A 14,873-nucleotide genomic window follows, 5' to 3' on the forward strand; every position below is an offset into this window, starting at 1 on the left:
GTACTTTTTATATAAAGACTTTTCAGCATAATTCGAGCATGTTCGTGCCGTTCTAAGTGCAGAAATCCCACCTAGTTTTGTCCCGCATATTCATATTAGCTCCGTACTTGCAGTTTTTTTGTCCGTATTCTGATTTTATTGTCCGTACTCTGATTTTATTGTCCGTACTTTTCATATAAAGACTTTTCGGCATAATTCGAGCATGTTCGCGCCGTTCTAAGTGCAGAAATCCCACCCAGTTTTGTCCCGCATATTCATATTAGCTCAGTACTTGCAGTTTTTTTGTCCGTATTCTGATTTTATTGTCCGTACTCTGATTTTATTGTCCGTACTTTTTATATAAAGACTTTTCAGCATAATTCGAGCATGTTCGTGCCGTTCTAAGTGCAGAAATCCCACCTAGTTTTGTCCCGCATATTCATATTAGCTCCGTACTTGCAGTTTTTTTGTCCGTACTCTGATTTTATTGTCCGTACTCTGATTTTATTGTCCGTACTTTTCATATAAAGACTTTTCGGCATAATTCGAGCATGTTCGTGCCGTTCTAAGTGCAGAAATCCCACCTAGTTTTGTCCCGCATATTTATATTAGCTCCGTACTTGCAGTTTTTTTGTCCGTATTCTGATTTTATTGTCCGTACTCTGATCTTATTGTCCGTACTTTTCATATAAAGAATTTTCGGCATAATTCGAGCATGTTCGCGCCGTTCTAAGTGCAGAAATCCCACCCAGTTTTGTCCCGCATATTTATATAAGCTCCGTACTTGCAGTTTTTTGTCCGTATTCTGATTTTATTGTCCGTACTCTGATTTTATTGTCCGTATTCGGGTTTTATTGTCCGTATTCTGATTTTATTGTCCGTACTTTTCATATAAAGACTTTTCGGCATAATTCGAGCATGTTCGCGCCGTTCTAAGTGCAGAAATAGAATCCGGTGCACGGCAGTCAGGTTAAAAAGATTACGAAAAAACGCCTGGATATAGATCCGGGCGTTTTTGGATGTCTATTATTTTCCTGCTTTGTCTGTGATAATTTCTTCTACCGTTTCCATCACTGACTTTTCGATGTGCGCAAGGCGCTGCTCCGCGTCATCAAGGGATGTGCCTTTGACAGCAAAATAGAATTTGATTTTTGGCTCGGTACCCGACGGACGCAGGCAGAACCAAGTACCATCCTCCAGGAAGTACTTCAAAACATTAGATTTCGGAAGATTGATTTCTTCTTTTTCACCGGTAACGTTCAACTGTCTTTCGCTTGTTTTGTAATCTTCTACAATCGTTACCTGTTTGCCGGCCATTTCAGCAGGAGGGTTTGAACGGAAGGAAGCAAGAATATCCTGAATTTGTTCCGCCCCTTCCTTCCCTTTAAGGGTTAGGGATTTCAGCCCTTCCTTAAAGTAGCCGTACTGGGCAAAAATCTCAAGCAGTCCCTGATAGAGTGTCATGCCTTTCTTTTTATAGAAAGCACAAACTTCCACAGCAAGCAATGCGGCCTGTATGGCATCTTTGTCGCGTGCAAAATCGCCAATCAGATACCCGTAGCTTTCTTCATAGCCAAACTGGAAGGAATATTCACCCGACTCTTCATATTCGCGGATCTTTTCCCCGATAAATTTAAAACCAGTTAGTGTGTCGACGGTTTCCAGATCAAAGGAAGTTGCGATTTCGCGGCCGATTTCCGATGTTACAATCGTTTTCAGAACAATACCGTTATCTGGAAGAGTGCCTTTTGCTTTTTTCTCTGACAGCAAGTAATGAAGAAGGATGGCGCCGGTCTGGTTTCCTGTAAGAACAACGTATTCGTCTGCTTCATTCTTCACAGCGATTCCGAGACGGTCCGCATCCGGGTCGGTTGCAATCAGGATATCCGCTCCTGCTGCTTCTCCATCACGGATAGCCAGTTCAAACGCAGCATGCTCTTCAGGGTTAGGAGATTTAACGGTAGAAAAGTCAGGGTCCGGAAGCTCCTGCTCCTTAACGATGGTTACATTTTCATAGCCAAGTGCTTCCAATCCGCGCCGCACCGGCTTATTTGCGGTTCCATGAAGCGGCGTGAAAACAACCTTTACATCAACCTCTTTGGATAGCTCAGGATTAACAGAAATGGACGTCAGCTTTTGAGTATATTTTTCATCGATTTCTTCACCAATGATTTTAATTAAACCCGCTTCCTTCAGGCTTGCTTCATCCTTTACCTCAATGGAAAGCTCGTCTTCAACTTCGTTTACTTTGCCGATTACCTTGTCTGCCGCTTCCGGAGGAAGCTGGCCTCCATCCTCACCGTACACTTTGTATCCGTTATATTCAGGCGGGTTATGGCTTGCTGTTAAAACAATCCCTGAAAATGCATGAAGCTCACGGACAGCGAAGCTTAGTTCAGGTGTAGGACGAAGTTCATCAAACACATAGGTCTGAATACCATGCGTTGCAAGCGTTTTGGCAGCTTCCATAGCAAATTCCGGAGATTTGTGGCGGGAATCATAAGCAATTGCCACACCTCTTTTCTTCGCTTCGGCGCCAAACGATTCTATGTATTTTGCTAAGCCTTCGGAAGCTTTTCGAACTGTGTAGATGTTCATACGGTTTGTACCCGGGCCAATTTCTCCGCGCATACCGCCTGTACCAAATTCCAAATCCTTGTAGAAGAGATCCTCCAGCTGTTGTTCATCATCCTTGAAACTGACAAGCAGATCCAGTAACTCAGGGTCAAGATTTGTTTGGTTTTTCCAGCGTTCATAGCTTTGATTCCAGTTCATCATTTACCTCCTGAAGTGCGAAGTTTTATCTTCTTATACGGTTTCTCCATGCCCCCTGTTCTCTCCTGCAAAACTTCAGGAAAAAGAACAGAATGCGCTTTTCTATTTTACCATAAAACACCGGTTTGAGGCTGGGTTTATAAGGGTTCGAGTAAACTCTCCAAAAAGCATGTCGAACAAAATCTAACGGTGTCGAATCGGTTGTGACTGCCTGTTTTTACCACTATGTTTGGATTCCGCGTATTGAAAGATTTTGATTTCTCCTTAACCCTTACCCGATTTCCAAAAAAAATCGCCCCGTCTCTCCGGAGCGATTCCATTCCATTTATTCCGCCAGCGGCACTGCCGCAAAATCAATCTGTTCGTCCAGCTGCTCTGTATATCTTTTCTTTTGATCATCCGTCCAGCCTAAACGGCGTCCCATATAATCAATAATAGGCTCCTTGTACTTCCGTACCCATTGAATATTAAAATAAACAGCCCCTGTACGGCGAACGAAGAAATCGGCCGGTGTGGCAGCCAGCTCATCGGTAATAGAATATTCCGCTGCTGCAAGGACATATGCAGGAATGCTTAGGCGTGCTGCTTCATCCTTTACTGTATTCAGAATTTCAAGCACTTGATCGACGTTTGATCCATACCGCTGGGCAAGACGCTCCGCTTCCTGTTCGGTCAGCCCGCGGGCCATTCCTTCTTCGGTTTTCACTTTCTTGAACTGCAGGAAGCTTGATGCTCCTCCTACGTGCCCGCCGGAAACCGGCATATTCTTCGTTTTGCAATGGCCAAAGTCCTGATCCGTTTCTTCTTTAAGACGGCTGGCAACAAGGTTCACGATATGCTCGGCCATTTTTCGGTACCCTGTCAATTTTCCTCCAGCAATCGTGATCAGGCCTGAATTGGATGTCCAGACTTCATCTTTTCTGGAAATCTCGGAAGGATCCTTTCCTTCCTCATGGATGAGCGGACGCAGGCCAGCCCAGCTGGATTCCACATCGCGGGCCTCAATTTCAAGGCTTGGAAACATGTAGTTGATTGAGTCCACGACATATTGTCGATCCGCTTCGGTCATCCTTGGAGCTGCAATATCACTTTTGTATACGGTATCCGTCGTCCCTACATAGGTTTTTCCTTCCCTTGGAATGGCAAAAACCATACGTCCGTCGGGAGTATCAAAGTAAACAGCCTGTTTTAGCGGGAAGCGGGATTGATCAAATACTAAATGGATCCCTTTTGTAAGCTGCAGGTGCTTGCCCTCTTTTGAGTGATCTTTTTCACGCAGCTCATCTACCCATGGGCCAGTGGCGTTGACGATCTTTTTTGCATACACATTGTAGGAATTACCGGTCAGCATGTCCAGTATTTTTACGCCGACGGCCTTTCCTTTTTCATACAGCAGTCCATCCACCTTCGCATAGTTCACAGGCTCCGCTCCAAAGCGAACGGCTTCCTTCATAACCTCAATGGTCAGACGGGCATCGTCTGTTTTGTACTCGACATAGCGCCCTCCGCCAAGAAGATCTTTTTTCTTTACAAGCGGCTCTCTTTCAAGCACTTCATCCGCTGTAAGCATCGTGCGCCATTCGCTTTTCTTTACACCCGCAAGGAAATCGTAGACTCGAAGACCAATTCCAGTTGAAAATTTACCGAACGTACCGCCCTTATGCATCGGCAGCAGCATCCACTCCGGTGTGGTAACATGAGGTCCGTTTTCATAAACAATAGCCCGTTCTTTTCCTACCTCAGCTACCATTTTCACTTCGAATTGCTTTAAGTATCTTAATCCTCCATGGACAAGCTTCGTAGATCTGCTTGATGTACCGGCTGCAAAATCCTGCATTTCTGCCAATCCGATTTTCATGCCTCTTGAGGCTGCATCAAGCGCGATGCCTGCCCCTGTAATTCCTCCGCCGATTACAAACAGGTCGTACTGTTCGTTAGACATATTTTCAAGCTGGTTCTCTCTATTTAGACTAGAAAAACTCATATGATTTGCCTCCCTGTATTTTGGCAGAAGATAATCGCGCAAAAAAAGAGACCGCAACGAACTAGAACAATGCTTCCATTGTTATAGCGCTGCGGTCTCTCCTAATCTCCAACCGAACTGTGATTAACTTATCTTAAGTATAGCACAGGTTCGAATTATTTGAAAGCCCTGGCAGCGTTCACCGCTTTTTTCCAGCCCTCGTATAATTCTTCCCTTTCTTTATCCTCCATATCCGGTTCAAATGTACGGTCAATCGCCCATCTGTCGGTTATCTCGGATTGATCCTTCCAGAAGCCGACGGCAAGCCCTGCAAGATAAGCGGAACCTAAAGCGGTCGTTTCATTGATTACCGGGCGCTCAACCGGAACTCCCAGCAAATTGCTTTGAAATTCCATAAGAAAATTATTTTTCACGGCACCCCCGTCAACCCGAAGCGTTTTCAGTGAAATTCCAGAGTCTGCCTCCATGGCCTCCAGCACGTCTCTGGATTGATAAGCGAGCGATTCAAGGGTAGCACGGACAAAATGCTCCTTTTCCGTTCCGCGCGTTAAACCGAAGACCGCCCCTCTTACATCACTGTCCCAATATGGAGTGCCGAGGCCGACAAAGGCTGGGACGATATAAACACCTTCAGTAGATGTAATCCGGGTTGCATAGGCTTCACTGTCTTTAGCATCTTTGAACATGCGCAATCCGTCCCGCAGCCATTGGATAGCAGACCCCGCTACAAAGATGCTTCCTTCGAGGGCGTACTCTACTTTTCCATTTACCCCCCATGCAAGAGTTGTAAGCAGGCCATGTTCTGATTTGATTGCTTCCTGTCCGGTGTTCATGAGCATAAAGCAGCCGGTTCCATACGTATTTTTCGCCATGCCCTTTTCAAAACACGCTTGACCAAATAATGCCGCCTGCTGGTCTCCCGCCGCTCCGGCAATCGGAATCTTATTTCCGAAGAAATGATAATCGATGGTTTCACCGTACACTTCAGAGGAAGGGCGGACCTCAGGCAGCATGGATGCCGGCACTCCGAGAATTTCAAGAAGCTCTTCGTCCCATTGCAGTTCATATATATTGTACATTAGCGTCCTTGAAGCATTGGAATAGTCCGTTACATGTGCCTTTCCGCCAGAAAGCTTCCAGATGAGCCAGGTATCAATGGTTCCAAAGAGAAGATCGCCTTTTTCAGCTTTTTCACGCGCGCCTTCCACATTGTCCAGAATCCATTTCACTTTTGTCCCTGAAAAATACGCATCAATGAGAAGCCCTGTTTTTTCCCGGAACGTTTCGTTAAGATCCTTCGCCTTCAGCTCCTCACAAATCGGAACTGTCTGGCGGGACTGCCATACGATGGCGTTATATACCGGCTGGCCGGTGTTTTTATCCCATACAACTGTCGTTTCACGCTGGTTCGTAATTCCAATCCCCGCTATTTGATCAGCTGTAATATTGGACTCTGAAAGAGCAGAGGCAATAACGGCAAGAACAGTTCCCCAAATTTCATTTGCGCTGTGTTCAACCCAGCCCGGCTTAGGAAAATGCTGAGTGAACTCTTTTTGTGCTGTATGGACAATCTCTGCGTTTTTGTTAAATAAAATGGCTCTTGAGCTCGTTGTCCCCTGATCCAATGATAAAATGAATTTTTCTTTCTCCATCTTTGTTTCCTCCCTTAAACTGAATTAAACTGGCTGTCTGACTGAACTATCTGTCCGCTTCGAATACGCATAGGCTCCGCCCAATAGCAAAATGACTAAAGCGGTTACAACCCAGAACGCTGAATTGATAATTCCCTTAAATGCAAAATTGTAAAACACAGCACCAAGTGCGCCGCCTGCTATCGGACCTGCTACCGGAATCCAGGCATAGCTCCAATTAGAAGGCCCTTTGCCGAAAATGGGCAAAACCGCGTGAGCAATTCTCGGACCAAGATCGCGTGCCGGGTTGATGGCGTAGCCGGTCGTGCCGCCCAACGATAAACCAATCGCAAGAATGAGAAAACCTACGATCAGCGGATTTAGTCCTTCTGTAAACTGGTTGGCTCCAATCGCCATAATGCCAAGAACCAATATAAAAGTCCCCAGTACCTCACTCAGCAAGTTGGCAAACAGATTGGGTATCGCCGGGCCAGTAGAAAATACCCCAAGCTTTGTTCCGGGATCCTTCGTTTTTTCCCAGTGCGGCAGATAATGTAAATAAATAAGCGCTGCTCCAATAAAAGCTCCAATCATCTGGGCCAGGATATACATTGGGACGAGGCCCCACGAAAAGTCACCCGCTATCGCCAGGCCAACCGTAAGAGCAGGATTCAGATGGGCGCCGCTGATTTCTCCTACAGCGTAAGCCCCCATTGCAACACCCATCCCCCAGCCCATCGTAATAACAATCCATCCGGAATTTTCAGCAAATGTGCCCTTCAGGTTTACTCCTGCACAAACGCCTGCCCCGAATACAATGAGAATCATTGTTCCAATCACTTCACCCCAAAAAGCTGTCATGCCATCCCTCCTCAATAGATTCACGTATAATAGAGAGCGTTTTCATATCAGCTTCGTCCAGCTATAGTCCAAAAAAATCCACAACTATCCCCTTACATAAAGTAAAGAACAGTTGTGGATCTCCTCGTCTCCATCACATACATTAACTTGTCCCCAATGGTAAAACTTTTTGAAAGCGGTGTCAAGTCTTGTTCGTAAATTTTGTCGTTTTTTCAGACTCATGAATTGTGATTTTCAAACACCTGCCGGCTGAAGTGGAACTGCACGTAAATTAGCTGATACAAGCAATTCCCAATACCGCAACGCGGTTCATGCTATGAGGTCCTGTTTTGCATCCCCAGCCAAAGAGCCGTTTCAGAGCTGGTCACTGCTGAAGCTCCTGCAAGTAACGCAGCCTGTACTTCTTCATTTGTTTTTACAAAGCCCCCTGCCAGAATTGGAATATCCGTTTCCTTGCGGATTTCTTTGATTAGATTAGGAACCACTCCGGGAAGAACCTCAATATAGTCCGGCCTGTTTTTTTTAATCAGTTCCAGGCTTTTTGACAGCGCACTCGTATCCAGCATAAACAGCCTCTGTATCGCAATCATTTTGCGCTCTTTTGCCTTACCGATTACAGTGGAACGGGTAGAGATGAGACCTGCGGGTTTAATCTCCTGAGAAATAAATTCTGCTGCATAAACGTCATGCTTGAGTCCCTGAATTAAATCGACATGAACGAGCAGCTTCTTGCCGGCCTGATCCGATGCTTTAATAATTCCCTTTAACTGGCCTAAATGGGTATCCAATAGCACCCCGTAATGGTAATCGCTGGATAAAAATTGATCAAACTGTTTCATATTGCGCAATGCAGGTAAAATTTCCTGTCCTTCAAACCCCATATCGGTACACTCCTGCCAGATTTTCTTATCTTAACTGATTATAGTTTATCATACCTGGAAATTTTGCTGATGGATCCTTGGGTGTGTCCTCACACCTGGGAATGAAAAGGCTTGCGTCCATGCCCTTTATATCGTGTATGAAACCCTCATTTTCCAATCTGTATAGGTCTCCAGCACTCTCCTTTTAAAAGAAGGCACTGTTAAATAGTAATGGCAGCTGGGTGGCATTCGCTTACGGTAAGCCCCTCGTGCCCCTGCCTCTCACACCTTCCGCTCCAGCCTGCAAGGGTTAAACCAGCACCATGCTTTATCATAGCCAAAAGAAAAACAGCCCGCTATTCAAACGGACTGTTTTCCACTATTACCGATTCTTATATTGAAGGGAATACAAATCCCGTCTCCGGTCCTTCAGCTGCCGTACTGTTCCAGACTGACGCTGCCTTCTCAATATTTCAAGGTCAACATCGCCGATTACAACCATTTCAATATTCGGATTGCACTCCCCGACAATGCCGTCACGTGCATACTCAAAATCAGATGGCGCAAAAATCGCGGATTGAGCATATTGGATGTCCATGTTTTCCGTTTGCGGAAGGTTCCCAACCGTACCTGATATGACCGTATAAACCTGGTTTTCAACGGCACGCGCCTGCGCGCAGTAGCGCACCCTTAAATAGCCTTGGCGGTCCTCTGTGCAAAACGGGGTAAAGATAATTTTCGCGCCCATATCTGTCGCAATTCTTGCAAGCTCAGGAAACTCAATATCATAGCATATTTGAATCGCGATCCGGCCGCAGTCCGTGTCAAAAACCTTTACCTGATCACCTGCGCTGATTCCCCACCACTTGCGTTCATTTGGAGTGATGTGGATTTTGTACTGCTTTTCAATCGTCCCGTCTCTTCTGAACAAATAGGCAATGTTATAAATATCTCCGTCATCCTCTTCCACTACATGGGAACCGCCGATTATGTTGATGTTGTACTTTACAGCAAGGTCCGTGAAAAGAGAAATATAATCCTCGGTAAATTCCGTTAACCTGCGGATCGCCTGACTCGGTGTCTTTTCACTGCCGAAAGACATAAGCTGAGTTGTGAAAAGCTCGGGGAACACAGCAAAGTCCGCATCCGCATCGGATGCTACATCTACATAATATTCGGACTGCTTTGCGAATTCTTCAAAGGATTCAATTTGCTTCATCATGTATTGAACCACGCAGATCCTTACCGGGAAGGATGTTTTGTAATACCGCTTTGTATTCGGCTGGTAATCGACGTTATTCCATTCCATTAACGTCGCATATTGGTTGGACTGCCGGTCATCCGGAAGGTAGCTCGGATTGATTCTCATAAGTGTAAATCCGTTCATCAGCTGAAAAGAGAGCACCGGATCATAGATGCGATGGTGAATGACTTCCTCTACATATTCTCTTGGAGTTAATTCCCCGGCATGCTTATGAAAATTAGGGATTCGCCCTCCAATAATGATGCTCTTTAAATTTTGAAGCCGGGCAAACTCTTTCCTCGCCTCATAAAGCCTGTAGCCAATGCTCATTCTTCTGAAATCCGGATGCACCATTACTTCTATTCCGTACAGATTGTACCCATCCGGATTATGATTTGTAATGTATCCATTGTCCGTTATATCATCCCATGTATGCCGGTCATCGTATTCATCAAAGTTAACAAGCAGACTTGAGCAGGAGCCGATAATCTGGCCCTCAAATTCTGCACAAAATTGACCTTCGGGAAAATGCTCCAGGTGACTTTCAAGATGCCCGCGTTTCCAAGGCTCCATCCCCGGAAAGCACGTCTTCTGCATATCAAGAATCGCTTCAATGTCTTTATGCTCAATGTTGCGGATGATCATTTTTTTCTCAAACTTGGATAAGTCCAATTTTTCGCTCATCATGACAGCTCCTTTACCATTAAAATCATTTACCCGCTGAGTGGCCTTTTTTAAACTTTTTTCCTTCCTCGAGTTTTTCGAGTAAAAGCTTAAATTCCAGTTCTGCCATTGATTCAAGCCGATGGTCTGTCTCTCCGAATTCCAGGCCGCCTGTTATTTTGTTTGGAACAATCACACATGCCATTCCCGCCCGCCTGGCAGCCAGGGAACCGTGGGCGGAATCTTCAAATGCAATACATTCCTCCGGCTTAACCCCAAGACATTCGGCTGCCTTTATGTATAGAGATGGATTTGGCTTGACTTCTTCCACGTCATCACTTGTTTTTATGCATTCAAAATGATCAAACAGACCGATATTTCTTAGATGCGTACTTACCCATTCGTAATCAGAGCTTGAAGCAAGCCCAATTTTGAAGCCAAGCTCCTTCGCAGCAGCCAGATAATCCTCCACACCGGGCCTGGCTAATTCTCTGCTGATTCTTTCGCTGAACCTTTTTTCCCTGTCTGTCTGCAAAGATCTGTGATCCACCTTTTCCCCCAATTGCTCTTCCAAGTATGTAAAAGGTTGAAAACCCGATTGAGTGCCGACTCCTTCCAGCCAAAGCTCGAGTGGAAGATGGGAGCCCTGCTCTTCAAACATTTCCTTCAGCACCTCATAATGAAGAGTTTCTGTATCGAGAATCAATCCGTCAAAATCAAATACAATGGCTTTAAACAAAAATATCAGCTCCTTTCCCCCTATTATGAATGCTTTTAAGGGAAAAAGAAAAGGGACAGCTTCCGGCTGCCCCTTTTCTGCAACTTGCTTTATCGCTGCTCGTTGTGCTGGTCGGAAATGTTAGAAAGGGCGCTTCCGGCTGCTTCATTGGAAAGCTGATTAACAGAAAGGTCACCCAATGCAACCATTCCGACTACTTGATTGTTCTCTACAATTGGCAAGCGCCGGATTTGATTCTGCGCCATGAGCTGGGATGCTTCTTCATAGCTCATATCAGGACGTCCGGAAACCACCTGAGAGGTCATGACATCTGACACCTTAGTGCTGGATTCCCTGCCTTCTGCTGTCGTTCTTAGGGTAATATCACGGTCTGTGATGATTCCCTTCATCTGCCCGTTGTCTACTACTGGAATAGAGCCGACATTATACTGGCTCATCAGCTGAGCTGCCTCTTGAATAGACTGGCTTGATGATACACTCGCTACGTTCTTGGACATAATGCTGTTAATTGAATTCATGATGACCCTCCCCTTTCGCTTCTAGTATGAGCTTAGGAACGGCTTTTTGTGTATAGTAAAAAATCTCAAATACGGCAGTTTTGAAACCAAAGAATTGAAATAGTACAGAATTTTTCATACTATAAAGTTGAGGTGAAGGAATGAACGGATTTGAAAAGCGCAGGTTGTCAAAAATGGAAAACATTCTTGACGCAGCTAAAGACCTTTTTTTGAAGCAAGGAGTACAAAAAGTCAACATAAAGCAGATTGCGAAAAAGGCGAATGTGTCCCAGGTAACGATTTATAATTATTTCGGCAGCAAAGAAAAGCTGCTGGTGGAAGTAATCCGTTCTATGCTTGAAACGCAAATGGCCGAATTCAGCGAATTGTTTTACAGCAAAAAGCCTTTCGAGGAAAAAATTGAGCAGTTCATAAAGCTGAAGATCCATTTTTCAAGAGAGATGAACGAAGATTTTTTATTCCTTCTTATGAGTGAAAATAAAGAAATAAGGGATTTATACAATCGTTTTGCTGAGAAAGAAGCGCTCCCGTTTTTCAAAGCGTTTGTTGATCAGGGGAAGTCAGAAGGAGTCATTCGTGAAGATTTATCATTCGACAGCATCCTGTTTTACATCAATGCCTTTTCAAATGAAGCTTTTAAACAACCCGAATTGTTTAAAGATCCGCAGAGCAGAAACACCCTGGCCATTGATTTAAACCAGCTGTTCTTTTATGGCATAAGCGGAAAAAAATAAAACGGCGACCTGCAGGAAGGCCGCCGTTGCAATTAGCTGTCTATACGATATATACTCTTGCTTCCCATGGCTTCATAGTAAATTCCTCATGTGAGCCCTCTAAATCCTCTTCATTTGAGAGAAGGATTTCAGGATTGTTCATTTGCAGCCCTTCCGGCAGCCTGAATACAGGATTATTTCCCGAGAAATTTGTAATCGCAAGGAGTTTTTCACCATGATATTCTCGAATAAAAGCGAAAATTTCCGGGTCCTCCTCCAAGATCAGCTCGTAGCTGCCGTATACAATGACCTCATGATTTTTCCTCAAGCGAATTAAGTTCTTATAGTAATGGAAAATAGAGTGTTCCTCTTCCATCGCTTGTTCGGCATTGATCTCTTTATAGTTCGGATTCACTTCTATCCATGGTGTTCCTTCTGTAAACCCTGCATTTTGGGAATCATTCCACTGTACGGGAGTCCGGGCATTGTCGCGGCCTTTACTGTAAATGGAATTCATCACTTCAGCGGAATCCTCTTTGTTCTGAATTACCCGCTCTTTGTACATATTCAATGTCTCAATGTCCTTATACTGCTGGATGGAATCAAACCTTACATTGGTCATTCCAAGTTCTTCACCCTGGTAAATGTAAGGGGTTCCCTGCATCATGTGAAGGCACGTAGCAAGCATTTTAGCCGACTTCACTCTATATTTCCCGTCGTCCCCAAATCTTGAAACAACTCTCGGCTGATCATGGTTGTTCCAGTAAAGACTGTTCCAGCCCTTACCCTCCATCCCCTTTTGCCAGCGCGATAATGAATGCTTCAGTTCCTTTAAATCAAGCGGTTTAACATGCCATTTGTTTTTCCCCGTCTGGGTGTCAAGGTCCATGTGCTCAAATTGAAAGACCATATTAAGCTCTTTCCGCTCGGAGTCCGTATATAAGATTCCCTCTTCAGGATTGACACCCGGCATTTCCCCAACCGTGATGACATCATAATGGGATAACACTTCTCTATTCATTTCCTGCAAAAACTCATGGATGCGCGGACCGTTCATGAAATGTTTCCCGCCGGGAGCAAAAGGCTTTCCTTCAGGATTATCCGCATCCGGAAGCCCTTCTTCTTTGGAAATAAAGTTGATCACATCCATGCGGAACCCATCAATGCCTTTATCCAGCCAGAACTTCATCATGTCATATACTTCATTGCGCAGTTCAGGATTCTCCCAATTAAGATCGGGCTGCTTTTTAGAAAACAGATGCAGAAAATATTCATCTGTCGCCTCATCGTACTGCCAGGCAGAACCGCTGAAGGCTGCCTCCCAGTTATTCGGCTCCTTCCCGTCTTTTCCGGGGCGCCATATATAGTAATCACGGTATTGGCTGTCCTTTGATTTACGGGATTCGGCAAACCATGCGTGCTCATCCGATGAGTGATTGACAACGAGGTCCATCACGAGTCTGATGCCGCGTGCATGCATTTCTTCAAGCATCTCATCCCAGTCCGCCATTGTCCCAAACTCATCCATAATCTTTCGATAGTCGCTGATATCGTAGCCATTGTCATCGTTTGGCGACTCATAAACAGGGGATAGCCAGACCACGTCAATTCCGAGCTCCTTTAAATAATCAAGCTTCGAAATAATCCCCTGAATATCTCCAATGCCATCTCCATTGCTGTCTTTAAAGCTCCGCGGGTAAATTTGATAAACAACCGATTCTTTCCACCATGTTTTCTCCATTAATCCCAGCTCCTAGTTCAGTTTATTGACCGAATCTCTTTCTGTAATGTGAAAGGGCATAAATTGGCTTTTCGATTTTTCTCCATCAATCATCCTCATCAGCATTAAAACAGATTCTTTTCCCATTTCCTGAATGGGCTGATGGACCGTCGTAAGCGGCGGGATGGACATTGTCGCGATCTCGGTATCATCATAGCCTATCACAGACAAATGGTCCGGCACCTTAATCCCTTTTTCATAGCAAAATGATAAAACCCCTAAAGCCATCTCATCGCTTGCGGCAAAAACAGCAGTTATATAGGGGCTTTTCGCTGCCAGACGCTTCATTGCAGCATACCCGCTCTGAAATCCAAAATCCCCGTACTCAACCAGATCCTCTTCAAATGGAATCCCCTTTTCTCTGAATGCCCTTTTTAATCCGTTGATTCTCGGATAGCCCGAAATGGGATCTGCTTTCGTTCCGCTGATCATCCCAATATTCCGGTGGCCTTTGCTGATCAAATAAGCCACTGCGGAATAAGACGCTTCCTCATCGTTCACTCTAATAAAGGGGATCTCATCAACATGGGAATCCGTTGAAATCACCGCACAGGGGATCCCTGAAGAAAGCAGACTTTCAGCATACTCCTCTTTTAAGAATTCACTGGCAAACAAAATGCCTTCCACTTGCTTTTCCCTTAAAAGCTCCAAGTAATCCATTGTCCGTTTTCCATTCGAATCGGTATTGCAGATTACCACACTGTAGCGCCTTTTATGCGCTTCATCCTCAATCCCCTGGAGCAGTCCAGCCGCAAAGTGGCTGGAGAGCTGAGGAAGCAAAACCCCAATTGTATTCGTCTTCCTGCTCACCAGGTTTCTGGCAACTGCATTAGGCTTGTATCCTAACTCTTCAATAACGGACATCACTTTTTTTCTAGTCTCGGGCGAGTATCCAGGCAGTCCGTTAACGATTCTTGAAACGGTTGCTACCGAAAATCCAGATTGTTTCGCCACGTCTTTAATTGTCGGCCTCAAAATGCAAGCACTTCCTTTACTTCACGTAAACGTTTACGTTATATCCTCATTGTAGTTCAATTGTGAAAACGTTGTCAATATATAGTGAGGATCTGTGTTTACAAGCCTCACTAAGCTGTACTATAATTTTCTTGTTACTATTGCACACAGGG

The 14,873-nt window shown here is 44.9% G+C and carries 11 protein-coding genes; 1 reads left to right on the forward strand and 10 read right to left on the reverse strand.

Translation table 11 applies throughout. The features are described from left to right. Positions 1 to 1,005: 1,005 nt before the first annotated feature. From ACQCV8_RS18620 to ACQCV8_RS18655, 8 genes are all read right to left on the reverse strand, one after another. On the reverse strand, positions 1,006 to 2,754 hold the full coding sequence (locus ACQCV8_RS18620) for a phospho-sugar mutase (RefSeq protein ID WP_426846961.1): 1,749 nt from the start codon (positions 2,752 to 2,754) through the stop codon (positions 1,006 to 1,008). A 325-nt stretch (positions 2,755 to 3,079) separates the two neighbouring features. Next, positions 3,080 to 4,738, reverse strand: a complete 1,659-nt coding sequence (locus tag ACQCV8_RS18625; RefSeq protein ID WP_426846962.1) for a glycerol-3-phosphate dehydrogenase/oxidase — start codon at positions 4,736 to 4,738, stop codon at positions 3,080 to 3,082. 155 nt (positions 4,739 to 4,893) lie between these two features. Continuing rightward, positions 4,894 to 6,390 carry a glycerol kinase GlpK gene (gene glpK, locus ACQCV8_RS18630; RefSeq protein WP_426846963.1) on the reverse strand — a complete coding sequence of 499 codons (1,497 nt, stop codon included), beginning with the start codon at positions 6,388 to 6,390 and terminating at the stop codon, positions 4,894 to 4,896. 24 nt (positions 6,391 to 6,414) lie between these two features. Next, positions 6,415 to 7,230, reverse strand: coding sequence for an MIP/aquaporin family protein (locus ACQCV8_RS18635; protein WP_426846964.1), 816 nt, complete (start codon positions 7,228 to 7,230; stop codon positions 6,415 to 6,417). Positions 7,231 to 7,544: 314 nt separating this feature from the next. Beyond that, a complete protein-coding gene (locus tag ACQCV8_RS18640) occupies positions 7,545 to 8,111 on the reverse strand; it encodes a glycerol-3-phosphate responsive antiterminator (protein WP_426846965.1) in 567 nt (188 codons plus the stop codon). A gap of 361 nt (positions 8,112 to 8,472) precedes the next feature. Continuing rightward, the gene (locus ACQCV8_RS18645) at positions 8,473 to 10,017 is read right to left on the reverse strand and encodes a GNAT family N-acetyltransferase (RefSeq protein ID WP_426846966.1); all 1,545 of its coding nucleotides are present in this window, start codon (positions 10,015 to 10,017) and stop codon (positions 8,473 to 8,475) included. Between the two features lie 25 nt (positions 10,018 to 10,042). Then, a complete protein-coding gene (locus tag ACQCV8_RS18650; RefSeq protein WP_426846967.1) occupies positions 10,043 to 10,735 on the reverse strand; it encodes an HAD family hydrolase in 693 nt (230 codons plus the stop codon). An 89-nt stretch (positions 10,736 to 10,824) separates the two neighbouring features. Next, positions 10,825 to 11,253, reverse strand: a complete 429-nt coding sequence (locus ACQCV8_RS18655; protein ID WP_426846968.1) for a CBS domain-containing protein — start codon at positions 11,251 to 11,253, stop codon at positions 10,825 to 10,827. A gap of 140 nt (positions 11,254 to 11,393) precedes the next feature. Here ACQCV8_RS18655 and ACQCV8_RS18660 point away from each other — a divergent pair, with 140 nt between their 5' ends. Next, complete coding sequence (locus ACQCV8_RS18660) at positions 11,394 to 11,987, forward strand: TetR/AcrR family transcriptional regulator (protein ID WP_426846969.1); 594 nt, start codon at positions 11,394 to 11,396, stop codon at positions 11,985 to 11,987. Between the two features lie 40 nt (positions 11,988 to 12,027). Here ACQCV8_RS18660 and ACQCV8_RS18665 read toward each other — a convergent pair whose 3' ends face one another. Both ACQCV8_RS18665 and ACQCV8_RS18670 read right to left on the reverse strand, forming a co-directional pair. Further along, positions 12,028 to 13,707: a glycoside hydrolase family 13 protein gene (locus tag ACQCV8_RS18665; RefSeq protein WP_426846970.1), complete on the reverse strand. Its 1,680-nt coding sequence runs from the start codon at positions 13,705 to 13,707 to the stop codon at positions 12,028 to 12,030. Positions 13,708 to 13,719: 12 nt separating this feature from the next. After that, positions 13,720 to 14,721, reverse strand: a complete 1,002-nt coding sequence (locus ACQCV8_RS18670; RefSeq protein WP_426846971.1) for a LacI family DNA-binding transcriptional regulator — start codon at positions 14,719 to 14,721, stop codon at positions 13,720 to 13,722. Positions 14,722 to 14,873 lie beyond the last annotated feature (152 nt).

It is taken from the genome of Metabacillus sp. 84 (assembly GCF_050107715.1).
GTDB lineage: Bacteria > Bacillota > Bacilli > Bacillales > Bacillaceae > Metabacillus_B.

What these genes read in the sequence shown, in the direction of transcription:
- ACQCV8_RS18620 (WP_426846961.1), bottom strand. Translation starts at nt 2,754, where the DNA reads ATGAACTGGAATCAAAGCTATGAACGCTGGAAAAACCAAACAAATCTT.
- ACQCV8_RS18635 (WP_426846964.1), bottom strand. Translation starts at nt 7,230, where the DNA reads ATGACAGCTTTTTGGGGTGAAGTGATTGGAACAATGATTCTCATTGTA.
- ACQCV8_RS18655 (WP_426846968.1), bottom strand. Translation starts at nt 11,253, where the DNA reads ATGAATTCAATTAACAGCATTATGTCCAAGAACGTAGCGAGTGTATCA.
- glpK (WP_426846963.1), bottom strand. Translation starts at nt 6,390, where the DNA reads ATGGAGAAAGAAAAATTCATTTTATCATTGGATCAGGGGACAACGAGC.
- ACQCV8_RS18660 (WP_426846969.1), top strand. Translation starts at nt 11,394, where the DNA reads ATGAACGGATTTGAAAAGCGCAGGTTGTCAAAAATGGAAAACATTCTT.
- ACQCV8_RS18640 (WP_426846965.1), bottom strand. Translation starts at nt 8,111, where the DNA reads ATGGGGTTTGAAGGACAGGAAATTTTACCTGCATTGCGCAATATGAAA.
- ACQCV8_RS18665 (WP_426846970.1), bottom strand. Translation starts at nt 13,707, where the DNA reads ATGGAGAAAACATGGTGGAAAGAATCGGTTGTTTATCAAATTTACCCG.
- ACQCV8_RS18645 (WP_426846966.1), bottom strand. Translation starts at nt 10,017, where the DNA reads ATGAGCGAAAAATTGGACTTATCCAAGTTTGAGAAAAAAATGATCATC.
- ACQCV8_RS18625 (WP_426846962.1), bottom strand. Translation starts at nt 4,738, where the DNA reads ATGAGTTTTTCTAGTCTAAATAGAGAGAACCAGCTTGAAAATATGTCT.